This window comes from Stenotrophomonas maltophilia, from assembly GCF_047497515.2.
Classification (GTDB): Bacteria; Pseudomonadota; Gammaproteobacteria; order Xanthomonadales; family Xanthomonadaceae; genus Stenotrophomonas.
The window spans coordinates 1-25,833 of sequence record NZ_JAXAXL020000018.1 but is presented as its reverse complement, the minus strand read 5'-3'; the positions used below and the strand labels follow the sequence as shown (position 1 = coordinate 25,833).

At 67.9% G+C, this 25,833-nt stretch carries 16 protein-coding genes; 6 read left to right on the top strand and 10 right to left on the bottom strand.

Going from position 1 to position 25,833, the window contains the following annotated elements; genetic code table 11:
• Window positions 1–60: 60 nt before the first annotated feature.
• From ACMZPQ_RS19295 to glyQ, 6 genes are all read right to left on the bottom strand, one after another.
• Window positions 61–3,507: a NahK/ErcS family hybrid sensor histidine kinase/response regulator gene (locus ACMZPQ_RS19295; RefSeq protein WP_197583544.1), complete on the bottom strand. Its 3,447-nt coding sequence runs from the start codon at window positions 3,505–3,507 to the stop codon at window positions 61–63.
• Window positions 3,508–3,646: 139 nt separating this feature from the next.
• Window positions 3,647–5,794 carry a S46 family peptidase gene (locus ACMZPQ_RS19290; RefSeq protein WP_197583543.1) on the bottom strand — a complete coding sequence of 716 codons (2,148 nt, stop codon included), beginning with the start codon at window positions 5,792–5,794 and terminating at the stop codon, window positions 3,647–3,649.
• A 171-nt stretch (window positions 5,795–5,965) separates the two neighbouring features.
• A complete protein-coding gene (locus ACMZPQ_RS19285) occupies window positions 5,966–9,826 on the bottom strand; it encodes a translocation/assembly module TamB domain-containing protein (protein ID WP_197582959.1) in 3,861 nt (1,286 codons plus the stop codon).
• Entirely contained in the window at window positions 9,823–11,619 is a 1,797-nt protein-coding gene (locus tag ACMZPQ_RS19280; protein WP_197582961.1) for a BamA/TamA family outer membrane protein, read from the bottom strand. Before ACMZPQ_RS19280 ends, ACMZPQ_RS19285 begins: the two co-directional genes overlap by 4 nt.
• A 217-nt stretch (window positions 11,620–11,836) precedes the next feature.
• Window positions 11,837–13,912 carry a glycine--tRNA ligase subunit beta gene (glyS, locus tag ACMZPQ_RS19275; RefSeq protein ID WP_197582958.1) on the bottom strand — a complete coding sequence of 692 codons (2,076 nt, stop codon included), beginning with the start codon at window positions 13,910–13,912 and terminating at the stop codon, window positions 11,837–11,839.
• Window positions 13,913–13,986: 74 nt separating this feature from the next.
• Entirely contained in the window at window positions 13,987–14,898 is a 912-nt protein-coding gene (gene glyQ, locus ACMZPQ_RS19270; protein WP_053451179.1) for a glycine--tRNA ligase subunit alpha, read from the bottom strand.
• Window positions 14,899–14,981: 83 nt separating this feature from the next.
• Here glyQ and ACMZPQ_RS19265 point away from each other — a divergent pair, with 83 nt between their 5' ends.
• From ACMZPQ_RS19265 to ACMZPQ_RS19255, 3 genes are read left to right on the top strand one after another with little or no spacing between them, the layout of a single operon-like run.
• Window positions 14,982–16,817, top strand: coding sequence for an ATPase, T2SS/T4P/T4SS family (locus tag ACMZPQ_RS19265; protein ID WP_197582957.1), 1,836 nt, complete (start codon window positions 14,982–14,984; stop codon window positions 16,815–16,817).
• Window positions 16,789–17,535, top strand: coding sequence for a glutamine amidotransferase (locus tag ACMZPQ_RS19260; RefSeq protein ID WP_053510505.1), 747 nt, complete (start codon window positions 16,789–16,791; stop codon window positions 17,533–17,535). The genes ACMZPQ_RS19265 and ACMZPQ_RS19260 overlap by 29 nt, the downstream gene beginning before the upstream one ends.
• 49 nt (window positions 17,536–17,584) lie before the next feature.
• The gene (locus tag ACMZPQ_RS19255; protein WP_197582956.1) at window positions 17,585–18,496 is read left to right on the top strand and encodes a BPSS1780 family membrane protein; all 912 of its coding nucleotides are present in this window, start codon (window positions 17,585–17,587) and stop codon (window positions 18,494–18,496) included.
• An 83-nt stretch (window positions 18,497–18,579) separates the two neighbouring features.
• Here the strand turns inward: ACMZPQ_RS19255 and tatC are convergent, their stop codons facing one another.
• The 4 genes from tatC to ACMZPQ_RS19235 all read right to left on the bottom strand — a co-directional run bounded on the left by tatC (window position 18,580) and on the right by ACMZPQ_RS19235 (window position 21,002).
• Complete coding sequence (gene tatC / locus ACMZPQ_RS19250; RefSeq protein ID WP_197582955.1) at window positions 18,580–19,329, bottom strand: twin-arginine translocase subunit TatC; 750 nt, start codon at window positions 19,327–19,329, stop codon at window positions 18,580–18,582.
• On the bottom strand, window positions 19,326–19,790 hold the full coding sequence (gene tatB, locus ACMZPQ_RS19245; RefSeq protein ID WP_197582954.1) for a Sec-independent protein translocase protein TatB: 465 nt from the start codon (window positions 19,788–19,790) through the stop codon (window positions 19,326–19,328). The genes tatC and tatB overlap by 4 nt, the downstream gene beginning before the upstream one ends.
• Before the next feature lie 15 nt (window positions 19,791–19,805).
• On the bottom strand, window positions 19,806–20,033 hold the full coding sequence (gene tatA / locus ACMZPQ_RS19240) for a Sec-independent protein translocase subunit TatA (RefSeq protein WP_135275593.1): 228 nt from the start codon (window positions 20,031–20,033) through the stop codon (window positions 19,806–19,808).
• A 75-nt stretch (window positions 20,034–20,108) separates the two neighbouring features.
• Window positions 20,109–21,002 carry a lipid-binding SYLF domain-containing protein gene (locus ACMZPQ_RS19235; protein ID WP_197582953.1) on the bottom strand — a complete coding sequence of 298 codons (894 nt, stop codon included), beginning with the start codon at window positions 21,000–21,002 and terminating at the stop codon, window positions 20,109–20,111.
• Between the two features lie 165 nt (window positions 21,003–21,167).
• On the opposite strand from ACMZPQ_RS19235, the gene hemH reads away from it, so the two are divergent.
• From hemH to ACMZPQ_RS19220, 3 genes are all read left to right on the top strand, one after another.
• Window positions 21,168–22,130: a ferrochelatase gene (hemH, locus tag ACMZPQ_RS19230; RefSeq protein ID WP_197582960.1), complete on the top strand. Its 963-nt coding sequence runs from the start codon at window positions 21,168–21,170 to the stop codon at window positions 22,128–22,130.
• Window positions 22,127–22,981 carry an alpha/beta fold hydrolase gene (locus ACMZPQ_RS19225; protein WP_197582952.1) on the top strand — a complete coding sequence of 285 codons (855 nt, stop codon included), beginning with the start codon at window positions 22,127–22,129 and terminating at the stop codon, window positions 22,979–22,981. The genes hemH and ACMZPQ_RS19225 overlap by 4 nt, the downstream gene beginning before the upstream one ends.
• 290 nt (window positions 22,982–23,271) lie before the next feature.
• On the top strand, window positions 23,272–25,377 hold the full coding sequence (locus tag ACMZPQ_RS19220; protein ID WP_197582951.1) for a methyl-accepting chemotaxis protein: 2,106 nt from the start codon (window positions 23,272–23,274) through the stop codon (window positions 25,375–25,377).
• The last annotated feature ends 456 nt before the right edge of the window (window positions 25,378–25,833 follow it).

Here is a 25,833-nt window from a genome sequence, read left to right as displayed (position 1 = left end):
GCCGGCACTACCGGGCGCCACATCCACGCATGGCGTGGATCTACTGCCGAGCGGCCGGCACTACTGCGCATCGCGCAGCGCGCCCAGGAAGGCGCGCAGCGAGGCTGGCTTGATCGGTTTGGTCAGCACGCGGTAGCCGCGCTCGCGCGCCATCCGCTTCAGTTCGTCGCGGCCGTCGGCGGTCAGCAGTGCGCCGGGCAGTGGGTAGCCCGCCGCCTCGCGCAGCGCCACCAGCGCGTCCAGGCCGTCCATGCGGTCGTGCAGGTGATAGTCCACCAGCATCACCTGCGGGCGCTCGGCGATCTTCTCCAGCGCCTGGTCGACGGTCGCGGCGGTGATCACCTGCACCTGCCAGCGACCGAGCAGCGCGCGCATGCCGTCGAGGATTTCCTCGTCGTTGTCCACGCACAGCACGCGCAGGCCGGCCAGCGAATCGCTGCGTACCGGTGCGGCCACGGCCTGTGCCGGCGTGGCCAATTCGGTATAGCCGGGCAGCGGCGCCACCCGCGGCAGGATGATCGAGAACATCGAACCACTGCCCACCCGGCTGCGCGCGTTGAGCCGATGATCGAGCAGGCGCGAGATGCGCTGGCAGATCGACAGGCCCAGTCCCAGGCCTTGTTCGCCCCAGTCGAACGGCTGCTGGTAGCGGTGGAACTCATCGAAGATCTGCCGCATGTGGTGCTCGGGAATGCCGGGGCCGGTATCCCACACCTGCAGCTCCACTTCGTCGCCGCGGTGGCGTACGGCCAGCACGATGCGGCCCTGGCGGGTATAACGCAGCGCGTTGGCCAGGAAGTTCTGCAGCACGCGGCGCAGCAGGCGGCGGTCGCTGCGTACCCACGCCGGCCGCGCGAACAGGTCCAGGCGCAGGCCACGGCCGGCGGCCACCGGGGTGTACTGCGCGGCCAGTTCGCGCATCAGCGCGCTCACGTCGAACTCGCCGATCACCGGGTGCAGGCCACCGGCATCCAGTCGCGACACATCCAGCAGGCCATCGAGCAGTTCTTCGGCAGCGCGCAGCGAGGCATCCACGCGCTCGGCCAGGTGCTTCTGTTCGTCGCTGACGTGGTCACTGTCGCGCAGCGCGGAGGCGAACAGGCGCGCGGCATTCAGCGGTTGCAGCACGTCGTGGCTGATTGCCGCCAGGAAGCGGGTCTTCGACTGCTGCGCGACCTCCGCTTCGTGCGAGCGCTCGGCCACGCGCTGCTCCAGCGTCTCGTTGGCTTCCAGCAGGGCCTTTTCCGCGTGCTTGTAATCGGTGATGTCGTTGTAGCTGGTCACGTAGCCGCCACCGGGCAGTGCCTGGCCGCGCATCTCGATCACTTTGCCGTCGCTGCGGGTGCGCTCGAATACATGCGGTGAACCGGCGCGCATGTAGCCGATGCGGCGGTTGATCTGGATCTCGATATCGCCTTCGCCCAGTTCACCGCGTTCGGCGTTGTAGCGGATCAGGTCGGCCACCGGGCGGCCCACGTAGAGCATGCCGTCGGGGTAGCCAAACATGTCCTGGTAGCGGCGGTTCCAGGCGGTCAGGCGCATGTCCGGATCGACCACGCTGACGCCAGCACTGATGTTCTCCAGCGTCGTCGACAGGATCTCGCGGTTGAAGCGCAGCTCCTGCCCGGCCTCGTCCAGCACCGCCACCACTTCACCCAGGTCCATGCCCGAGCCGCGCAGCAGGCTGGTCAGCAGCAGGCGCGCAGACGCGGCACCGATCGAGGCGGCCAGCAGGCGCTCGGTGAACTGCACCCAGGGCCGGTCGGCGGGCGCGGAGGACTGCAGCTCGCGCCCCAGCGACTGTGCCTGCTCGAAGAACGAACGCCGCGCGTGGCGTTCACCCACCACGCGCGAGGCCAGCGCCAACAGGTCACCGACATGCACGTGACCGGGCCAGCCACCGGCCACCGACGGGCGTTCCGCATACGGGTCGAGGAACGGCGCGGCGCGCAGCCGTTCGTCCACACCGGGGCGCCAGCGCGCCGACACCAGCATCATCGTCGCCGCGTTGACCAGCAGTGACCAGAAGGTGCCGTGGGTCAGCGGATCCCAGCCGGTCATGCCGAACAGCTGCTGCGGGCGCAGCCACTCGATGCCGAACGGGCCGTGCTGCACCCATGCGGCGTCGACCCAGCCGGCCATGGTCATCGCCGGCAGCAGCAGGGTGTACATCCAGGTCGCGAAGCCGAGCAGCATGCCCGTCTCTACGCCACGGCGGCTGGCACCCCGCCAGTACAGGCCACCGATCAGGCCCGGCGCGAACTGTGCCACGGCGGCGAACGCCATCAGGCCATACGAGGCCAGGGTGCTGTCGTTGCTGCTGGTGCGGTAATAGCTGTAGGCCATCAGCGCCAGCAGCAGGATTGCCAGGCGGCGGATCCACAGCACGCGCGAGGCGACGTCGGCGGCTTCCTGATGGTCGCCACTGCGACGCAGCAGCACCGGCATCACCAGATCGTTGCTGACCATGGTGGCCAGTGCGATGGAGGACACGATGACCATGCCGGTGGCGGCCGAGAAACCGCCCACATAGGCAATCAGCGCCAGCGCGTTGCGGCCCTCGGCCAGCGGCAGCGCCAGCACCATCGAATCGTCGGCAACACTGCCACCGGTGCCGAACAGGGTGACACCGGCGGTGGCGATCGGCAGCACCATGGCCGAAATCAGCACCAGATAACCGCCGAACATCCAGCGCGCGCGGCGTACGTCGCGCACATCGCCGCACTCGACCACCGCCACATGGAACTGGCGCGGCAGGCAGACAATGGCCAGGAAGCTGAGCAGCGTCTGCGAAATGAATCCCACCGGCGGCAGGCCGGTGAACAGCGTATGCACCGATTCAACCACCGCGTCGGTGCGGTTGCTCAGCCACAGGTAGGCAAACACGCCCACGGCGAGCATCGCCAGCAGCTTGATCACCGATTCGAAGGCGATCGCCAGCATCATGCCGTGGTGGTGCTCGGTGGCATCGACCTGGCGGGTGCCGAACAGGGTGGCGAACAACGCCATCAGCAACGCTACATACAGCGCGGGGTCGCTGAAGAACCCGGTCGGGCCGGTATTGCCGGTGAGCACCTGCAGGCTCATCGCCACGGCTTTGTACTGCAGGGCCAGGTACGGAACGATGCCGATCAGCGCGATGATCGCCACCAGCGCGGCCAGGCGCCGCGAGCGGCCGAAGCGCGAGGAGATGAAGTCGGCGATGGAGACCACGTTCTGGCTGCGCGCGATCAGCGCCAGGCGCTCGATGATGCGCCAGCCGAACAACAGCAGCAGCAGCGGGCCGATGTAGATCGGCAGGTAGCCGATGCCGTTGCGCACGGCGGTACCGACCGCGCCGTAGAAGGTCCACGACGAGCAGTACACCGCCAGCGCCAGGCTGTAGACCACCGGCCGCAGCCACGGCCGGTCGGGATACATCGGCCGGCGGTCACCCCACCACGCCACGCCGAACAGCAGCGCGGCATAGGCAACCGAGACCAGCAGCAGGATCCAGCTGGAGACCACGCGCGTGTTTCCGTCAGGACAGGGGCCAGTAGATCACGACCGTTGGTCGTGAGGGTAGGTCATGGCGGTGGGTCACGACCGTTGGTCGTGACTGGGGCGTCCGTGCCCACCAACGGTGGGCACCCACCAGGAAGCGGCGTTACTGGGCCGGCACGCCCATTTCCTTCAGCAGCTCGGGCGCCGGGTAGACCTTGGCCAGCAGCCAGCGCAGGTAGCGCATGTCCACGTGCACGGCACGCTTGTAGCGCGGGTCGAACCACCAGCTGGCGCTGACCGATTCCCAGTTGCTGTCGAAGTTCAGGCCGATCAGTTCGCCCTTGGCGTTGAGCACCGGCGAGCCGGAGTTGCCGCCGGTGGTGTCCAGGTTGGTCAGGAAGTTGACCGTCTGGGTCTTCAGCGCCGGGTCGGCCGTGCTGCCGAAATCACCCTTGGCGATCGCCGCCAGCAGCGGCTTGGGTGCGTCGAACGGATAGGCGTTGGTGTTCTTCTCGACGATGCCGGCCACGGTGGTCACCGGCGAGTAGGTCACGCCGTCGCGCGGATGCAGCGCCTCCACCTTGCCATAGCTGATGCGCAGGGTACGGTTGGCATCCGGGTACACCGCGCGGCCCTGCTTGGCACGCCAGGCGAACAGCGCCTGCATGTAGGCCGGGCGCAGGCGCAGCTGCTCGCCCTCGCGGGTCTTGCTCTCGTTCTCGATGCGCAGCTGCGCGGCCACCAGCGGGCCGGCCGCGGCGATCAGCGGATCGGCGGCCAGCGCCTTGCCTTCGCGGGCGGCCGCAAAGCGCGACAGGCGCTGCGCTTCATCGCCCAGCTGGGTGCCGGCGTACAGGGTGTCCAGCGCCTTGGCCAGCTGGGCCGGGGTGCGGCCGAAGGCGGCGTCGAACTCGGCCACGCGCTGCGCGTCCGGCAGCTGCTGGTAACGGGTCAGCAGGGTGGTCAGCAGCGCCTTCTCGACCTCCGGCGCGTAGCGGCGCTGCACCTGTTTGAGCACGCCTTCGATCATCGCCTGGTCGCGCTGCTGGTAGCCGCTCTCGCGCTGCGCGTCCGGCTTGGCCGATTCGATGCGCAGGCGCTCCAGCAGCAAGGCCGAGCGCAGCAGCTGGCTCTGCATCGCCATCTGGTCCAGCAGCAGGTCACGCTCGCCCACCGCCGCACCCTGCGACAGGTTGGCCAGCAGCGCCTTGATGTCACCCTGGTACTTGCGGTCAGTCGCGGCCAGCATGGCCTTCTCATCGGCGGCACGCTGGGCCTTGGCATCGCTGCGCAGCAGGCCTTCCAGTTCACCGGCGGCGCGCTTGCGGTTGTTCTTCAGCGACTGCAGCTGCGAGGCGTAGCGGGTACGCGCCTGCGCATCCTTGGCGCTGGCGGCCTCGATGGTATCGATCATCTGCTGGAACACCGACACGCGGCGCGGCAGCACGGCATCGATCTGGCCAGCGAATTCGGCGGCGGTGCGGTGGCGGTAGGTGATGCCCGGGTAACCGGCCAGCATCGCGTAATCGCCTTCCTTCGGTCCTTCCACCGACATCTGCAGGTGTGCCGGCGCCTGGTAGGGCACGTTGTCCTTGCTGTAGGCGGCGGGCTTGCCGTCCTTGCCGACGTAGGCACGCAGCAGGGTGAAGTCGCCGGTGTGGCGCGGCCACATGAAGTTGTCGATCTCATCGCCGTAGTTGCCGATCGCACGCGGCGGCGCGTAGACCAATCGCACGTCGCTCAGTTCCAGCTGCGCGATGCGGTAGAAGTCGGTGCCGTAGTACATGTTGGCCACCGAGCAGCGCACGCTGCCGTCCTTCTCGCACTCGGCCACGATCTGCTTGCTGGCCGCATCCACCGCATCGAAGTAGGCACGGCCGGTCTTGCCGCGCGCCTGCGCCAGCACCTGGTCGGTCACCTTGTCGAAGCCGACGGTGACCAGCACGCGGAAGTCCGGGTTGGCCGGGCGCTCATCGGCGCGGCCGTTGGCGATGAACCCGTTGTCGATCAGGTTGTGCTCGGGCGAGCTGTTGTACTGGATCACGCCCATCGCCACGTGGTGGTTGGTCAGCAGCAGGCCGTCGGCGGACACGAACGAACCGGTGCCACCGCCGGCACGTACCACCGCGCTCAGCGGCGGCGCGGTGACGTTGGCCAGGTCGGCCGGATTGCCCTTGAAGCCTGCGGCCTGCAGCGGCTTGGCCAGTTCCGGCAGCTGGGTCGGCATCCACATGCCTTCATCGGCATGCGCGCCGGCGGCGAGGGTCAGGCCGAGGGCCAAGGCGGTGGGAAGGGCTTTGCGTGGTGACATGGGGCAATCCGGTACGTCAGAACAGCCCGGGACCATAGCCGCTGGGGGCGGATGGGGCAACGGCCGATGGTTGGGTCCGACGTGCACGGTAGTGCCGGCCGCTGGCCGGCAACCCACGCAACTCGGGAGATACGGTGCAGCTGCCGGCCAGCGGCCGGCACTACCGGATCGTTATTTTTCCCGCCGCCAGTTGATCGAACCACGGTTTTCCACCGTGCTCGATTCCACTTCCACGTCGAAGCCGCGGCGCAACAGGTACTTCAGCGTGATCACCGAACCGGCTCCCACCAGCGAGACCCCGTAGCCGACATACAGCTTGGGCGAGATGTACTTGCCGACGCCGATCACCGAGCCACCCAGCGCGCGCGACTGGCTTACGCCGGCGTCGTCCAGGCCCAGCTTGGCGCCCAGCTGCGAGGCCAGCAGGCCGCTGCCGGCCGACAGTGCCGCCGAGGCCGCGTTGACCTGCTGGGTCTGGTCGCTGCTGGCGCCGGTCAGGCTGCGGCCCAGCACCAGGTAAGCCAGCGCCTCGGACTGCGACATCGCCGGATCAGACCATACGTCCGCACGCGGCTGCTGCGCGCGCCCGGTCACGTCGATGCCGGCGGTGACATCACCGACCCGGCGCTCGGCGCGGATGTTGATGCGCGGGTCGGACACCGCGTTGTAGTTCCAGGTCAGGTTGCCGCGGGTGATGGTCAGGTCCTGGCCATAGGCCTTGTAGCGCCCGCTCACTTCCAGGCCGCCATTGGCGGTCATCTCGCGGCCGGGCTTGGCCCAGACCTGCATCTTGCCGGTCAGTGCGCCCTTCAGGCCGAAGCCGGTCATCTTCACCTTGTCGCCGAGGCTGACCGTCAGGTCCATGTCCAATGGCGAGGTGCGCGATTCTTCCGGATCGACCGGATCGAGCACCACCACGTCTTCAGACACCGAGGTACCACGGTCCAGGCGTTCGAGGTCGATATCGGCCTCGGGAACGTGCACGGTGCCACGCAGCTCCATCGCCGCCTTGGCCAGGGTGAAATCAAGGTTGGGATTGGCGACGATGCGCAGTTCGCTGGTGTTGGACAGCAGCACGTTGTCGCCGTGGATCTTCAGCTGCAGCGGCTGTGCATCACCGAACCACGACAGCCCGCCATCCACGTACAGCGTGCCCTGGCCGGAATTGGCCTGGGCGGTGATCCTGGCCGAGCCATCGGGCTGGGCCACGAAGCTGCCCTTGCCCTGGTCGAAGGTCAGGCCCAGTGCCGGGAATTCACCCTTGAAGTTGCTCAGCTGCGCATCACCACCCAGCGACGGCTGGCCACGCGTGCCGCGCAGACTGACGTGCCCTTCGATCAGGCCGGTCGGGCGCACGATGTCCGGCGAGAACAGCTCCAGCCAGTACAGCCGCGACATGTTGAGGTAGAGCTCGCCGTTCAACGGCGCGCTGGCTTCCCAGCCGGTCTGCATCTTGGCATCGACGAAGCCGTTGCCTTGGAAGCCCATGCCCAGGTAGCCCTTGATGCTGGCCGGGGTCATGTCCAGCTTCAGCGAGAACTGGTCGTAGCGCACCAGCTCACCCCGGGTAGCGTCCCCCACCATGGTGCGGTTCTCACCCAGGCGCACGCCGCCTTCCTTCGAGCGCACTTCCACGTGCCCTTCCCAGGCGTTGCCGCGCGGGCGGATCTGCGCGTCCAGGCTGACGTCGCCACGCAGGTAGATGCGGCGGCCGGACTGCGGCGGCAGCCACGGCTGCACCAGCGCCAGCGGCAGCGCATCACTGCGCACCACCAGGCCCTCGCGCGGCCAGTTCGCCTGTGCACACAGCGCGCCACTGCTGGCGGCGGCCAGGCAGGCTTCGGACAGGGTGTAGGTGCTGCCATTGATCGCAAACGCGGCCGGTGCACGCAGCGACCAGGCATCGCCCTTCACCGGTGCGATGCGCAGCGATGCCAGCTCGCCACGCCATTGCGCGCCCTGCTGGCGCACGCTGCCCTGCAGCTCGATCGCGCCCATCTCGTTGCGCGTCTGCGCGGCCAGGCGCAGGTTGGACACACTGCCCTGCGCGTCGATGTTCAGCCGTTCCAGCAGCATGCCGGCATTGACCTGCTGGCCCTGCACCGCCAGCGTGCCGCTGTCACCACGCCACGGCAGATGGCCCTTGATGCTTACGCTCTCGGCGCCGTAGCCATCCCAGTTGAGGTTGTTGCCGACCAGGTCGGCGGTGATGTCCGGCGCATCGCGCGGGCCCTTCACCTGTACCTGGCCACGCAGGCCACCGTCGGCACCCGGCAGCAGATCGCTCAGCTGCAGCGGTTCGAAGCGTGCATCGATGTCGAGGCGATCGCCGACCTTGCCCGAGGCGGTGACCCGGCTGCTGCCCAGCGACAGCTTCAGGTCGCCCTGGCCTTGATCGCCCTGCAGCGCGAACTTGCCCTGCGCGTCGAGGTTGCGCTGGCGCAGGATGCCCTTCAGCGACGGCAGGTCCACCGTGGCTTCCAGCGTGCCGGCCGTGCCCGGTGCGGCGTTGCCCGGCGGCGGCAGCTGGCGGCCCTTGGACGCCAGATTGCCGGACAAGCGGCCATTCCAGCCCGGCACGAAATAGCCGGGATCGAAGTCCTTCAGCGTGGCCTTGGCGTCCCAGTCCAGCTGTGGCGCCCACGCCACCTGGCCTTCCACCTGCAGCTGGCCACCCGGGGTCTGCGCCTGCAGCTGGTGGATCGACGCGGCCTGGTCGTTGCCACGCACGTCGAAGCGCAGCTGCGCTTTCTGCTTTTCGCGCTCGACCTCGGCACGGCCAATCGCCGCCCAGGCCTTCAGCGTGCCGGCCAGGCCGAAGCGCGCTTCCTTCAGCGTCACCGGTACCGGCGCGCTGCCGGCGGTGTTCGGGTCCGCGGCCGGCACGTAGGTCAGATCGTGTGCGACCACCGAGAAATTGAGTTTCTGCTGGTCTTCCTGGCTGAAATCGGCGGTGCCTTCCAGCCGTGCTTCGCCGCCGAGGCCCTTCACCAGCAGCGGCGAAACCTTCAGTACCTGGTCTTGCAGTGACACCACCGAAGGTGCCAGTTCCAGTTCCTGGTCGCCCTGCTTCACCTTGCCCTGCAGGTTGGCGTTGCCGCCCTTGCCGCTGGCAGTGAAGTCCAGTGCCAACGGTGCGATCGCCGAGCTCGCCAGCGCCGGCGACAGCAGTGCCAGATCCAGTTCGTCGCTGCGCACGCTGGCGTTCCAGGTCGGATCGGTGCGCCCATCGAACACCAGCATCGCATGCAGCGGCTTCGGTGCACGCCCGGCCAGCGCCACCTCCATGTGCGCGAGGTCGCCGCGTGCCACCAGCCCCACCGTCGCCGCAGTGCGCCCACGCGGGGCCGGCAGCACCGCCGTGACCGTCACGTCGGTGTCGTAGTCCTTGGCCGGGATGTAGCGGCCCTGGGCGGTGAAATTGCCCATGTCGCTGTCCACGACCAGCTTGTGCGCCTGGAACTCGCCGTTGGCGATCTCGATGCCACCGCGCACGCGGCTGATGTCGATCACCGGCTCGTTGGCCTGGCTGATGCGGAAGCCGTCGATGGCGATGGCATCGGCCTGGATCGCCAGCGGCATCTCGATCTGCGGCAACGAATCCGGCCACGACGGCAGCTTGAACGGCTCGTCACTCTTGGCCAGGTTCAGCGTCGCGTTGGTCAGTTCCAGCTTGTCCAGCAGCAGCTTGCGGCCGAGCAACGGGCGCAGGTCCGGCTCCAGGTGTGCGCGCTCGGCGTGGAAATGGATGTCGTCGTAACGGAAGTCGACGTTGTACAGGGTCAGCGGACCGGCCACCGGGCCGTCCACCTTGTCCCAGGTGAAGCTGGCGCCCACCGGCAGGCGTGCCACCACCTGCGCCAGCAGCACGTCACGGCCGGCCACGGTCTGCAGCAGCCAGTACACCGCCAGCAGGGCCAGCAGCACCAGCCCGATCACGCCCACCCCGGACCACGCCCAGAAGCGGCGGCGGCGGTAGAAGCGCACGCGCGGCGGCGTGTTCGGGGTTGGAGTGGGTGCAGGCGTGCTCACAGGTCCGCTCCGATGTTCAGGTACAGCTGGAACTGCGAATCCGGGTTGTTCAGGCCGTGCGCGATATCGACGCGCACCGGGCCGACCGGCGATTTCCAGCGCACGCCGAAGCCGACGCCGGTATGCAGGTCGATGGTGTTGTCAAAGGCACTGCCGGTATCAACGAACACCGCCGCGCCCCACGGGCCGCCATTGAAATAGTGCTCGTACTCGGCCGAGCCGATCACCAGGTTCTTGGCGCCCAGTGCGTACTTGTCCGGCGCTGGCGTGCGCGGGCCGACTTCGCGGTAGGCGTAACCACGGATGCTGCGGTCACCACCGGCGAAGTAGCGCAGGCTCGGCGGCATCGCCACCAGGTCGCTGGTCCAGGTGGTGCCACCTTCGCCGCGCAGGATCAGGCGGTTGCTTTCGCCCACCGGGATGTACCAGCGCAGCACGGCGTTGGCCTGCACGAAGCTGGTATCCGAACCGACGCCCTCGATGCCGGTCCGTACCGTCGCGGTGCCGCTGATGCCCTTGCGCGGGAACATCGTGTCGTCGACGTTGACGTAGTCGGCCACCATCTGCGGGTACACCAGCGTCGAGGTGTTGTAGACCGCATCGGTGAATTCGGTGCCGGAGGCATAGCGCCAGCGCTCGCGCAGTGCGTTGACCGAGGCGATCGCGGTCCAGTGCTCGTTGATCTCACCGCTGCGGCTGGCGATCAGCTTGAAGTTGCGCAGGTCGATGTAATCGGTCTGCTCGTCATACGCGCTGGCGGCGAAGGTGTACCAGCCGTCGAGCCAGTTGAACGCCGGGATACGGTAGCTGGTCACCAGGCTCTTGCGCTTCTGCGCATAGTCCAGCTGCGTGTTCATCTTGTGGCCGCGGTTGTTCAGGAACCGCCGCTCGATGCCGCCGCGCACACCCGGGCCGCTCTCGCTGCCGTAGCTCAGGCCCGCGGTGTAGATGGTGCGCTTGGCACGGGTCAGGTTGACGTCCACCGGCACGTCGCCGTGCTCATCGGCCTGGTCCGGCCGCGGCTGGATGTCGATCACGCTGAAGTAGTCCAGCTTGGTCAGCGATTGCCGCAGCCGGTCCAGCTTGCCTTCGTGGTAGTAGCTGCCCTGGTCCCAGTACACCAGCGGATCGAACAGCTTGTCGACGAAGTAGTCCTGGTGGAAACGTACCGGTCCCATGTTGTAGCGGCGGCCACTGTCCCAGGTCAGGTCGATGTCGGCGGCGTTGTCGGCACGGGTGATCTGCACCTGGCGCTGGGTGTAGTCGGCGTCGAAGTAGCCACGCTCGGCCAGGCGGCGGGTGATGGTGATCTTGCTGGCTTCGTACTGGGTGTGCTCGAAGCGCTGGCCCTTGCGCGGCTTGAACGCGGCCAGGTCGTCCTGCAGGTACTGGTCGTAGATCGCCGGGCCGGTGATGTCGATGTGCTCGCGGCGCACGGTCACCGGGGCGCCCTTGTCGACATGGATCAGCACCCGCACGTGCTCGTCCTCACGCGGTGCTTCGACCTTGATCACCGGGTTGTAGTACCCGAACGGTTCCAGTGCCTGGCGGGTCTGCCGCTCGGCCTGCGACAACAGGTATTCCAGGCGCGACTCGCCCTGCTCCTTGCCGATCGTGTCGTACAGCGACAGCGATTCCTGGATGTTCTCGATGATTGCGGCGTCGTCGCCCTTGTCCAATCCCTTGATATCCACCTTGTCGATGGTGCCGCGCGCGTGGGCCACGGTGGTGGCGGCCAGCGACAGGACCATCAGCGGCAGGGCGTATTTCTTTGGCTGCATGCAGCACAGCATACCGACCGGAGGTGACGATGCGAAATGCATCACGTCATTCGGGATCGGTTGTTAAGTGGCGGTCAAAATACGCGCCTTTGTGGCGATCGTCGCAATCGCAGGCGAGGAAGCCGGCATCGTCCGCGATGCCGGCAATGACCCCGATGGACATCCACCGGCGATTCGGTGCGCCGGGGCAATGTCGGTAGATCCACGCCATGCGTGGATGGGCCACCGATCAGCTCGACAGATGCTCGATCGCCGCCACCTTGCCCAGGCGCTCGCCCAGCATCGTCAGCAGCGCCAGGCGGTTGCCACGCAGTGCCGGGTCCTCGGCATTGACCATCACGCCATCGAAGAAGGCGTCGACCTGCGGGCGCAGCCGGGCCAGGCGGGCCAGCACGGCCACGTAGTCCTTGTGCTGCAGGCTGGCGCCGGTGTCGTCGATGGCCGCGGTGACGGCTTCAGCCAGCGCGCGTTCGGCGTCTTCCTGCAGCAGCGCCGGGTCGATCTGGCCCGGGATGTCGCCTTCAGCCTTGCGCAGGATGTTGCGGATGCGCTTGTTGGCCGCAGCCAGCGCCTCGGCTTCCGGCAGTGCGGCAAACGTGCCGATTGCGTCCAGACGGCGGTCGAAGTCATACAGCGAGGCCGGCTTCAGCTCGGCCACCGCGTTGAAGTGCGTGGCCGGCACGCCCTTGTCGGCGTAGTAGCCCTTCAGGCGATCGAGGATGAAGTCGTACAGCTCGCCAACATCCGCCTGTACGTTGCGCGCGGCCAGGCCGGCGTTGGCGCTGGCCAGCAGCGCGCGCAGGTCCAGCTCGAAGCCGCTCTCGATGATCGTGCGGGCCAGGCCCAGCGCGTTGCGGCGCAGGGCGAACGGGTCCTTGTTGCCGGTCGGCTTCAGGCCTGCGGCAAAACCACCGGCCAGGGTGTCGACGCGTTCAGCAATCGCCAGCACCTTGCCCAGCGGCGACAGCGCGATGTCATCGCCACCGAAGCGCGGCTGGTAGGCCTCGTCGATGGCCAGCGCCACCTCTTCCGGCTCGCCCCCGGCCACGGCGTAGTGGCGGCCAGCGATGCCCTGCAGTTCCGGGAATTCATTGACCATGCGCGATTGCAGGTCGTTCTTGGCCAGTTCCGCCGCACGCCTGGCCTGCGCAGCGTCGGCGCCAACCTGCGGCGCGATCACTTCGGCCAGGGCGGCCACGCGCGCGACCTTGTCGGCCACGCTTCCCAGCTTGGCCTGGTAGGTCACCGTCTTCAGGCCCTCGCCCATCGACGCCAGGCCCTGTTTCAGGTCTTCGTCGAAGAAGAACTTGGCATCGGCGAAACGCGGGCGGATCACGCGCTCGTAGCCCTTGGCCACTTCGGCCACGTCCTTCGATTCGATGTTGGCAATGCCGATGAACTTCTCGGTCAGGGTGCCTGCAGCATCCAGCACCGGGAAGAACTTCTGGTTGATCTCCATCGTCTCGATCAGCGCTTCCTGCGGCACCGCCAGGAACGCGGGCTCGAAGCTGCACAGCACCGCCGACGGCCACTCGACCAGGTTCACCACCTGCTCCAGGTTGTCCTCGGTGATGCGGGCGCTGCCGCCGGCCTTGGCCGCAGCGGCCTCGACCTCGACGACGATGCGCGCGCGGCGCTCGCTCGGGTCGACCAGCACGAACGCGGCGCGCAGCGCTTCAACGTAGTCCTGCGGCTGCGCCAGCGACACCGCCTGGTCGTGGTGGAAGCGATGGCCACGGCTGACGCGGCCGGCCTGCAGGCCGAACAGTTCGGCCTCCACCACGTTGGCGCCGTGCAGCAGCACCAGCCAGTGCGCCGGGCGCGCAAAGCCCCAGGCGTGGTCGCCCCAGCGCATCGGCTTGGGAATCGGCATCGCCGCGATCGCCTCGCGCAGGATCTCCGGCAGCAGGCTGGCGGTGCTCGCGCCCGGGGTCACCGCGCGGTGCACGAAGCGCTCACCCTTGTTGTCGGTGGTCTTCTCCAGCGCGGTCCAGTCGATCCCGGCCTTGGCGGCGAAGCCCTGCAGGGCCTTGGTCGGCTGGCCTTCGGCGTCCAGCGCGATGTTCAGGTACGGGCCCAGCACTTCGCTGTGCTGTTCCGGCTGTTCCAGGCCGACGCCCGGCAGCAGCACGGCCAGGCGGCGCGGGGTCGACAACGGGCGGGCGTCGCCCAGGTCCAGTGCGACGCCGCGCTTGCGCAGGCCGTCGACAACGCCATCGAAGAACGCCTGGGCGAGGCCCGGCAGTGCCTTGACCGGCAACTCCTCGGTGCCCAGTTCGATCAGCAGGGGGGACAGTTGGCTCATCGGTTCGATCCTGTAATGGGGGCGCAGCGCGCAACGCGTCCGGCGCCCCGGAGTTGAGAGAGGGAGAGCGGCCGTCAGGCCTTCTTCGCGCCCGGGAAGCCCAGCTTCTCGCGCTGCTCGTAGTACGCCTTGGCCACCGCCTGGGCCAGCGCGCGCACGCGCAGGATGTAGCGCTGGCGCTCGGTCACGCTGATCGCGCGGCGCGCATCGAGCAGGTTGAAGGTGTGGCTGGCCTTCATCACCTGTTCGTAGGCCGGCAGCGGCAGGTTCACTTCCACCAGCTTCTGCGCTTCGCGCTCGCAGGCATCGAAGCGGTGGAACAGTTCGTCCACGTCGGCGTATTCGAAGTTGTAGGTGCTCTGCTCCACCTCGTTCTGGTGGTAGACATCGCCGTAGGTCACCGGCTGGCCGTCCGGGCCATAGGTCCACACCAGGTCGTAGACGTTGTCGCAGTTCTGCAGGTACATGCACAGGCGCTCGAGACCGTAGGTGATCTCGCCCAGCACCGGGCGGCATTCCAGGCCACCGGCCTGCTGGAAATAGGTGAACTGGGTCACTTCCATGCCGTTGAGCCAGACTTCCCAGCCCAGGCCCCAGGCACCCAGCGTCGGCGATTCCCAGTTGTCCTCGACGAAGCGCAGGTCGTGCACCAGCGGATCGATGCCCAGCGCCTTCAGCGAATCCAGGTACAGCTGCTGGATGTTGTCCGGTGCCGGCTTCATCGCCACCTGGTACTGGTAGTAGCGCTGCAGGCGGTTCGGGTTCTCGCCGTAGCGGCCGTCGGTCGGGCGGCGCGACGGCTGCACGTAGGCCGCGTTCCAGCCTTCCGGACCGATCGCACGCAGGAAGGTGGCCGGGTGGAAGGTACCGGCGCCCACCTCCAGGTCGAGCGGCTGGATGAGCACGCAGCCCTGCTGGGCCCAGAACTGGTTCAGGGTCTGGATCAGGCCCTGGAAGGTGATCGGAACGGTCGGGGTCGCGGACATGCGGACGATTCTTGGCCGGCAAGGGGGTGCGCTAGTATAACGGCCGACCTGCGGGGCATTCCGTACCCGGGAGGAGCAGGCAGATGGAACATCGGCTGCCGGCAGGCACGCCCGGCGAGGCCGGCGGCGTCCCGCTGCCCTGGGGGCGCCTGCATTTCGAGCAGATTGCCGCGGCGCTGATCGCCGATGGCCTGGTGGCCGAGCAGGACCGCGAACGCATGCGGTTCTCCGCACAGGGCGCGCGCAACGCCAGTGAAGTCCATCCGTTGGTGCTGTTGTCCAACCTCAAGCTGGCGGCCACCGGCGGTGGCGAACTGACCCTGGAACGGCTCACCGAATGGCTGGCGCAGCGCACCGGCAGCCGCTACCTGCGCATCGACCCGACCCGGGTCGACGTCGCCGCAGTCACGGCCCTGGTGTCGCATGCCTATGCCCGTCGCCACCGCTTCCTGCCGCTGGCGGTGGATGCCGAGCGCGTGCTGGTGGCCACCAGCGAGCCGCTGGTGCAGGAATGGCGTCGCGACCTGCAGCACCTGACCCGTCGCCGCATCGATCTGGCGGTGGTCAACCCGCTGGACCTGCACCGCTACACCATGGAGTTCTACGGGGTGACCCGCTCGGTGCGTGGCGCGCGCGGCGACGTGCGTGGTGAGGCCAGCACCACCCTGCCCAGCTTCGAACAGCTGGTCGAGCTGGGCCGTACCGGCGACGTCAACGCCGACGACCAGCACATCGTGCACATCGTCGACTGGCTGCTGCAGTACGCCTACGAACAGCGCGCCTCGGACATCCACCTGGAGCCGCGCCGCGAGATGGGACGCATGCGCTTCCGCATCGACGGCGTGCTGCACAAGGTGTTCGAAGTGCCACCGGCAGTGATGACCGCCGTGGTCAGCCGCATCAAAGTGCTCGGCCGCATGGATCTGGCCGAGCGCCGGCGCCCGCAGGATGGCCGCATCAAGACCCGCTCGCCGGGCGGCCGCGAAGTCGAGATGCGCCTGTCGACCATGCCCACCGCGTTCGGCGAGAAGTGCGTGATGCGCATCTTCGACCCGGATGCCGCGTTCAAGAGCATCGACCAGCTCGGTTTCAGCCCGCAGGAGGCCGCCGGCTGGAATGCACTGGTCGAACGCCCGCACGGCATCGTGCTGGTCACCGGCCCGACCGGTTCGGGCAAGACCACCACCCTGTATTCCACGCTGAAACGGCTGGCCACGCCGGACGTGAACGTGTGCACGGTGGAAGACCCGATCGAGATGATCGCGCCCGAGTTCAACCAGATGCAGGTGCAGACCAACATCGACCTGGACTTCGCCAGCGGCGTGCGCACCCTGCTGCGGCAGGACCCGGACATCATCATGATCGGCGAGATCCGCGACCTGGAAACCGCGCAGATGGCAGTGCAGGCCTCGCTGACCGGCCACCTGGTGCTGTCCACCCTGCACACCAACGATGCGCCGTCGGCGGTCACCCGCCTGCTCGACCTGGGCGTACCGCATTACCTGCTGGCCAGCACCCTCAACGGCATTCTCGCCCAACGCCTGGTGCGCACCCTGTGCCCGCACTGCAAGCAGCCGCACAGCCTGGGCGCCGCCGACTGGGCGGTGCTGGCTGATAGCCATGCTGCATATCCAGATGCCGCCACGCCCTGTCGGCCGGTCGGTTGCCTGGAGTGCCGGCGCACCGGATTCCTCGGCCGCATCGGCCTGTATGAGCTGCTGCCATTGGGCTCGCGGCTGCGCGGGCAGATCCGCGCCGACATGGACCTGGCCGGCTTCACCCGCGCCGCGCGGGCTGAAGGGCTGCGAACCCTGCGCCAGGCCGGTCTTGAAAAGGTGGCGCAGGGGCTGACTACAATCGAGGAAGTCCTGTCAGTGCTGCCGCCCCCGGATGAACCCAGCTCCGTTCCTGATCCTTGAAACCGGCCGCCCGGTGCCGTCCCTGCGCCGCTACGGGCGCTTCCCGCACTGGATCCGCGTCGCCGCCGGCCTGGAAGAACACGAGACGGTGGTGGTCGATGTCGAGCACGGTGGCGCCCTGCCCGATCCGCACGGCTTCGCCGGCGTGCTGGTGACCGGCTCGGCCGCGTTCGTCACCGACCATGCCGAGTGGAGCGAGCGCAGCGCGGCGTGGCTGCGCCAGACCGCCCACGACGACCTGCCGGTGTTCGGCATCTGCTACGGCCACCAGCTGCTGGCGCACGCGCTGGGCGGCGAGGTGGCCTACAACCCGGCCGGCCGCGAGTCGGGCACGATCGAGCTGGAACTGCAGCCGCAGGCCGCGCAGGACCCGCTGTTCCAGGGGTTGCCACAGCATTTCGCCGCCCACGCCACCCACCTGCAGACCGTGCTGCGCGCGCCGGACGGGGCCGAAGTGCTGGCGCGCTCGCCGCTGGACGGCTGCCACGCCTTCCGCTGGGGGCGCCAGGCATGGGGCGTGCAGTTCCATCCGGAATTCGCCACCCACCACATGCGTGGCTACGTGCGCGCCCGCGCCGACTGCATCGGCCGCCACGGCGGTTGCGCCCGCAGCATCGAGCGTGCGGTCAGCGCCGCACCGCTGGCCCGCCAGCTGTTGCGCCGCTTCGTCCGCCAGGCGCGGCTGTCTTCAGCCCAGCCGGCAGCAAAACAGGGATAATCGGCGCCACGGGCACGCGCCCGGCCCCTCCTGTCCCTCCCGGATGTCCATGAAAGAGATTCGCAAGCTGCCGGCTTCGGCGGGCGCCCAGTGGTTGCTGGATACGTTCTCCCTGTACCGGCGTGCGCCGCTGCAGCTGGCCCGGATCGGCCTGACCTGGCTGCTGGTGAGCTGGGTGGTGACCCTGTTGTCGACGCTGATTCCCGGCGCCGCCGGCATGGCCGTGCAGCTGATGACCCTGGCCATTTCGCCGATCATGTTTGGCGGCATGCTGTATGCCGTGGGCGAGATCGACGAAGGCCGGCCGGGCCTGGCCTCGCACCTGCTGCAGCCGATCCGCGACCACCGCGTCAGCCACCTGCTGGTTCCACTGGCGATTCAGGTGCTGGCGGTGCTGCTGCTGGGCGCGCTGCTGTTCATGATGATCGGCCGCGAGGGCTTCACCGCCTTCAGCGAGGTCATGACCAAGATGGAAGAAATCAGCCGCAGCGGCCAGCAGATCAAGCCGGACGATGCCGCCGCGCTGGTCGCCAACCTGCCGGCCAAGCGCATCGCGCTGTGGATGCTGCTGGTGTTCCTGAGTGCGGTCGCGCTGTCGCTGGCGATGTTCACCCAGCCGGCGCTGGTGGTGTTCGACAAGCAGAGCGGCATGCATGCGCTGCGCCTGAGCCTGCAGGGCTGCATCGAGAACATCGGCGCGATGATCGTGTTCGCCGTGCTCGGCCTGATCGCCGCGTTCTGCATGTACATCCTGTTCGTGATCGTGATCCAGATCGCGATGCTGATCGGTGGTCCGCTGGCCGCCGCGTTCATCGCGCAGCTGGTGCTGACCACGGTGCTGATGCCGCTGTATGTCGGCGCGGTGTATGCCGCCTGGAAGCAGATGTTCGTCCATCGCGGCAGCCGCGCGGCACCGCCGATCCCGACCACCCCGACCTCCGGCGACATCTTCCACGCCTGACCAGCACATCGGTAGATCCACGCCATGCGTGGATGAATGTCCATCCAGACGAAGAACGCCGGGCAATGCCCGGCGTTCGTGTATCAGGCGGCGGGCTTCTTCACTACCGACGACGGCACCAGCCAGCGTGCAGCGTGGATGCCCAGCTCGTAGAGCAGGCACATCGGGATCGCCAGCATCAGCTGCGACACCACATCCGGCGGGGTCAGCACCGCCGCCAGCACGAAGATGCCGACGATCGCGTAACCGCGGCCTTCCTTGAACTGCTGCGGCGTCACCCAGCCCAGCAGCACCAGGATCACCATCGCCACCGGCAGTTCGAAACTGCCGCCGAAGGCGAAGAAGATCGCCAGCACGAAATCCAGGTAGGCATTCGCATCCGGGGTGATCGCAATCACGTCCGGGCTGAAGGTGGTGAGGAAGTGGAACACCGCCGGCAGCACCAGGAAGTAGGCGAACGCACAGCCGGTGTAGAACAGCACCACCGACGACACCAGCAGCGGTACCGCCAGGCGCTTCTCGCGCGCGTACAGGCCCGGGGCGACGAACGCCCACAGCTGGTACAGCAGCCACGGCACCGCCACGAACAGGGCCACGAAGAAGGTCAGTTTCAACGGCGCGAAGAAGGCACCGGCCGGATTGGTCGCAATCATCGTCTGCCCATTGGGCAGCTGCGAGACCAGTGGTTCGGCCAGCGCGTTGTACAGCTTCTGGGTGAATGGCAACAGCGCCAGCAGCGCCACGCCCAGGCCCAGCAGTGCGCGCACCAGGCGGCCACGCAGTTCCACCAGATGTTCAACCAGCGAGCTTTCGCCGAAATCCTGCTCACTCATGAGGGGCGCTCCGTGTTCTGCGCCGGCGGCGTCGCAGTGGTTTCAGTGGCCGTGGCGGCACTGGCTGCAGGCGGGGCGCCCTCCTGTGCCGCTGCCTGGTCTGCGGCAACGGGCTCGCTCAGGTGCGGCGGGACCTCGGCGGGCGCCGGCGCGCGCGCTTCCTGCACCAGGTCATCGCCCTGCTGCTGCGCCTGCTGGGCTTCGCGACGGATCGCCTCACCGCTGGCGCGCAGCTGGTTCTCGGTGTCCTGCATGCCCTGGCGCACGTCCTGCATCTGCCGCTTGATCTCCTCGGCCTGCAGTTCGCGTTCCAGTTCCTGTTTCACCGAATCCCACTGATTGCGGGCACGACGCACCCACAGGCCGGCAAAGCGGGCCGCCTTGGGCAGGCGCTCGGGACCGAGCACCACCAGGGCGACCACGGCAATCACCAGCAGTTCGCTGAAGCCGATATCAAACACCGCGACCGCTCCGGATCAGCGTGGGTTGCGGTCGTGCTCGTCCTGCGCGGTGCGCGAGGCGTCCTGGCTGCGCGATTCATCGCCCAGCTGCGCGTTCGGCTTGTCCTCATCGCGCATGCCCTTCTTGAATTCCTTGACCGCCGAGCCGAGGTCCTTGGCGCCACTGGTCAGGCGCTTGGTGCCGAACACCAGCAGGACGATGGCCAGCACGACCAACCAATGCCAGATGCTGAAACTGCCCATAAAGACGCTCGTTACGTTAGTGATCAGGCTGTCGAGCATAGCGCACCGGCTGTTAGCCGGCGCGCGTGACGAAAGTCAGTTTCCGCCCAGCGTTTCCGTGCGGATTTCGCCGTCATTGACCGGCTGGAAGCCCTGCTGCTGCGGCGGCGGGTTCTGCGGCACGTTCTGCAGCGGTGCCGTGGTGGCTTCGGCGGCGGGTGCCGGCGCTGCCTGAACAGGCGCCGGGGCGACCGCCGGTGCCACTGCCGGACGCGGTGCATTGCCGCCGTTGCCGCCACGGTTGTTGCGCGCCGCGTAGGTGGCCTCCTCTAGGCGATCGCGGAAAGCGACCACATCCATCGACGGCGAACCGGCGGCGCGGCCTTCGAAGATCATCCGCGGCGTGGTGTTGCTGCCGTAGGCGTCGAGGTTGGCAGCATCGTCGATCTGCAGCACCGCACCGTCCAGCGCAACGCCGGCGAACAGGCCACGGGCACGCGACCACGACCAGATCTCGGCCTTCAGCTGGCCGTCGGTGGCCGCGGCGGCGTTGCGGCCGACCGGGCCAGCGGCGACGCCGGCATCGGCGCCCAGGGTGAACTTGCCGTTGACCAGATTGTCCAGGCTGCGGTCATTGCGGAACACCAGCACCACGTCCGAGGACTGCACGCCGGCCTGGAAACCGATGCTGCCGCCGGTGAGCTTGACGAACACCGGGTTGGACCAGGCGCCATTGGCCATGCGTACCGACATCAGGCCGTGGCCTCGGCGACCGCCAATGACCAGGCCCGCCTTGATCGTGTCGGGAATGACGATGACCGCGCGGCCTTCGTCGAGCAATTTGTCGGGGATTCCCTGCTCAGGGATTCCCTGGATTTCCGCCAGCACGCGCACGGCATTACGGGCGCGCTGGTCTTCCTGTGGTCCGGCCATGGCCTGGCTGGACAGCAGACTGGCGGCGATCAGCAGGGCTTGGATCGGGCGACGCATGGCAGGCTCCAGAAGTCAGTCCATAGGAAGATATAGCAAGTGACTGAAATTAGTAGTGTTGTCATGAATCTCCAATGAGCGTTCCCTGCTCACATAGGCGCGCGCTATGCGTGTCATCCGAACCCTGCATCCCGGTATCGCGCCGGATCGGCGACAATGGCAACCATGCTCGACGCACCCGATACCGCCGTGCTGGCGGTCAACCTAGGCACGCCCGAGACGCCGACGGCCCCCGCCGTACGTCGTTACCTGGCCGAATTCCTGTCCGACCCCCGTGTGGTCTCGATCCCGGCGTTGCTGTGGCAGCCGCTGCTGCGCGGGCTGATCCTGCCGCTGCGCAGCAGCCGTTCGGCGGCCAAGTACGCCCAGGTGTGGCTGCCCGACGGGTCTCCGCTGATGGTGCATACCCGTCAGCTGGCGCAGGCCATGCAGGCCCTGCTGCCCACCCTGACGGTGCGCCACGCCATGCGTTACGGCGAACCCGCGCTGGCCAGCGAGCTCGACCGTCTGGCGGCCGAGGGCGCGCGCCGCATCGTGGTGTTGCCGCTGTACCCGCAGTATTCCACCACCACTACCGCCTCGGTCGAGGACCGTGTCGATGCCTGGCAGCGCCGCAATCCCGATGTGACGGTCAGCCTGGTCCGCGACTATTCGGTTGATCCGGGTTGGGTCGAGGCCGTGGCCGGCTCCATCCGGCGCTATTGGGAGCAACAGGGCCGCGGCCAGACGCTGATGTTCTCCTTCCACGGCATCCCGCAGCGCCTGGCCGATGCCGGCGATCCGTATCCGCAGCGCTGCGAGGCCAGCGCCCAGGCCATCGCCACTGCGCTCGGGCTGGGCAAGGGCGAGTGGCAGATGGGCTACCAGTCGCGGTTCGGCCGTGAGCGCTGGCTGCAGCCGTACGCCGAGCCCAGCCTGTGGGCATTGGCCGAATCCGGGGTGAAGCAGATCGACGTGGTCTGCCCGGGCTTCGCCACCGACTGCCTGGAAACACTGGAAGAGGTAGCGCTGGGCTTCACCGAAACACTGGCAGAGCGCGGCGCGACGATGCGCTACATCCCCTGCCTCAATGCCGAGCCGGAGCACGCACGCGCCCTGGCACGGCTGGCCGTGGCCTCGCTGGCATGAGCCTGCAGCCGTTTGAACTGGACGTCGGTGGCGCGCGTGTCGCCGGCCTGCGCAACCGCAGCGACGGCCCGCGCGTGCTGGCCCTGCACGGCTGGCTCGACAATGCCGCCAGCTTCGTGCCGCTGGCCCCGCACCTGTCGTCGTTGCAGCTGGTGGCGATCGATCTGCCTGGGCATGGCCACAGCGCACACCTGCCGGCCGGCGCCAGCTATACGACTGCGGCGGCGATCTGCCACGTGCTCGATGTGGCCGATGCGCTGGGTTGGGACCGCTTCAGCCTGCTCGGCCATTCGATGGGTGCCGGCATCGCCAGCCTCACCGCATCGGTCAGTGATCGCGTACAGCGGCTGGTAGCGATTGAAGCGCTCGGCGGCCTGCGTGGCCCCGAGGAAGAGACCGCACACCGCCTGCGCGAGCATGTGAATGCCACGCGTGGGCTGGCGCGCAAGCAGCTGCGCGTGTTCCCTGATCTTGCTGCACCGATCCGCGCACGGATGATGACCAATCAGCTGAGCGAAGGCTGCGCACGCCTGTTGGTTGAACGTGGCGTGGAGCCGGTCGAAGGTGGCTATCGCTGGTGCAGCGATCCACGCCTGATGCTGCCCACTGCGATCCGCCTCAGCGAAGGCCAGATCGACAACCTGCTGCAGGCCATCGCCTGCCCAACGCAGGTGATCTATGCCACGCCCGCGCAGGCCTACTACCCCGAGCCGATGCGCAGCAATCGCCTGCAGCACCTGCGCGATGGACGGCTGGCGGTGTTTCCCGGCAACCATCACCTGCACATGGAAGAACCGGCGCAGGTCGCCGAGGTGATCCTGCGCTTCTTCGGCAACGACAACGCCGGCTGAGTTCGCGCCTGCGCGCGCTTCACTCCGCGCGTTTGCGGCCGATACATCAGTTGCGGGCTCCTGCGCCCGCGGTACGCGGGTCCGGTCGGGCCTGCGGCATGTATCTGGTTCTGCAAGGAAGTCCGCATGCCCGCTCTGCTGCACCGCCCCCCACAGGATGTGGCCGCGGTGTCCCGTCCCCGCGTCGCTGATCGCGCCGCATTCCCCGAATTTCCGGTCCACGCCCTGCACACGCGCTGCCGCGTGTGCGGCGACGTGGCCGTTGTCGTTTGCTGATCCAGGAGTCGTCCATGTCCGCTGCATCTCCCCGTCCCCCCGACACCACCCGTCTGCCGCACCTGCAGCAGCTCGCCCGCCGCGGTGATCGCCGCCTGCTGGCCGCCAGCGCCGCATTGGCTGTGGTTGGCGTGGCACTGGCCGTGACCGGCCCACAGGTCGTCGGCCCTTCGTTGGCGGCCGTCGCGCTGCTACCGGCTGCGTGGCTGGCTGGGCCGCTGGCCGGCCGCGTCATCGCCCGCAACGGCCTGGCACTGCTGCTGGCTTTGCAACTGGCTCTGGTGTGCGCGGCCGGCAACGTGTCACCCGCGCTGCCCATCGCCGTGCTGCTGGGCATGCTGCTGGCCCATCGTGACCGCTGGCCGGTGTGGCTGGCCGGTGGCGTCGGCACGCTTGCCCTGCTGGCGCCGCTGCTTGAAGCAGCGCCGGCCTGGCCGACGTTGCTGCAGGCCAGCCTGTTCGCCGGCCTGACCCTGTTCCTCGGCCAGGTCGCCTTGCGCTTGCGTCAACAGACCGAAGCGCTGGGCCACGGCCCGCGTCGGTTGGCTGCGCTGGCCCGTGACATCGCCACGGGCGCCGACCTGGGTGCACATGCAAACACCGGCGCCTATGCACCGGGCTCGCTGGCCCATGCGCTGGCCGATACCGCACGCCACGTACAGGCGCAGCGCGTGCGCGACGCCGCCGCGAATGCCGAGAACGCACAGATCCGCCAGGCCCTGGATGCTTCGCGCACGGCAATGATGATTGCCGACAACGACCACATGATCCGCTACGTGAACCGCTCGGTGGTCGCCCTGCTGCGCAATCAGCAGGCAACGCTGCGCCAGGCCTTTCCCGATTTTGATGCGGAGCGCCTGGTCGGCAGCAGCATCCACCGCTTCCACGCCAACCCTGACCGCATCCGCGCCATCCTCAATGGGTTGCAGGTCACCCACAACGGCAAGGTACAGATCGGCCCCGTGCACTTCGCGCAGGTGGTCACCCCGGTATTCGATGCGCAGGGCACGCGCCTGGGCTTCGCCGTGGAGTGGCATGACCGCACCCACGAACTGGCATTGGAGAACGCCGTGGCCGGCATTGTCGCCGCTGCCGCTGCGGGTGACCTGGACCAGCGCCTGCAGGCACGCGAAGGCGCCAGCTTCCTCGACGGCCTGACCGGAGGCATCAACCAGTTGCTGGACACGCTGGGCAGTACCGTGGATGAGGTGCGGCAGATGCTTTCCGCGTTGGCCAGCGGCGATCTCGACCGACGCATGCACGGTGAGCATCACGGTGCGTTCGCCGCAATCCAGCGCGACGCCAACGCCACCGCCGGCCAGCTGTCGCGGATGGTCGGCCACATCCAGCAGTGCGCCGCCTCGATCAGCACCGCAGCCAGTGAGATCGCTGCCGGCAATGGCGCGCTGTCCGAACGCAGCGAGCGCCAGGCAGCGCACCTGCAGGAGACCGCGGCGTCGATGGAGGAGCTCACCTCCACCGTACGCCAGAACGCTGCGCATGCACGCCAGGCCAGTGAGCTGGCCGCGTCCACGCAGAGTGCCGCCGGCGACGGCAACGCCGTGATGCGGCAGGTAGTCGACACCATGCAGGCCATTGAAGGTGCGTCGAAGCGGATCGGCGACATCACCGGTGTCATCGACGGCATCGCCTTCCAGACCAACATCCTGGCGCTGAATGCCGCAGTGGAGGCGGCGCGTGCTGGCGAGCAGGGCCGCGGTTTCGCCGTGGTCGCCAGTGAAGTGCGTGTGCTGGCGCAGCGATCGGCCGCTGCGGCGCAGGAGATCAAGACGCTGATCGACGAAGCCGGTCGCCAGGTGGGTGAGGGTGCTCAACTGGTGGCGGACGCCGGTCAGCGCATGCAGGGCATCGTCGGTGGCGTGGAGAACGTCAGCCACCTGATGCGCGAGATCTCGGCCGCGTCGCAGGAGCAGTCGATCGGCATCGAGCAGATCAACCAGACTGTCGTGCAGATGGACCAGGCAACGCAACAGAACGCAGCGCTGGTGGAGGAAGCCACCGCCGCGGCACGCGAAATGCAGTCACAGGCGGGGACGCTGATCGAAGCGGTGTCGGTGTTCCGCCAGCAGGAAGTGCATGGGATCGCACGCGTTGCCTGAGCCCCGGGCGTAACGCGATCTGATGAAAACGGCGCCCGCAGGGCGCCGTTTTTTTATGTGTCCTGCGTGATGGATCACGGCAAGCGCACGTCCCATCGGTACTGCCGGCCGCTGGCCCGCAACCACGGCGCGCGCAGCACGCAGGCCCACACCACGCATCCACGCATGGCGTGGATCTACCGACAACCACCTCCGATGCATTGCGCGGCCCATCACCGGCGGTAGTGCCGGCCGCTGGCCGGCAACTGCATATCCACGCATGGCGTGGATCTACCGACAACCACCGCCGGGTGCATTGCATGGCCCCATCACCGGTATCGCCTCACTGGTAGTGCCGGCCGCTGGCCGGCAACCACGATCTTTCCTGCGCACAAAGAAAAACCCCGCTGCGTGAGCAGCGGGGTTTTGGGTATAAACCCTGGCGATGACCTACTCTCGCATGGCTTGAGCCACACT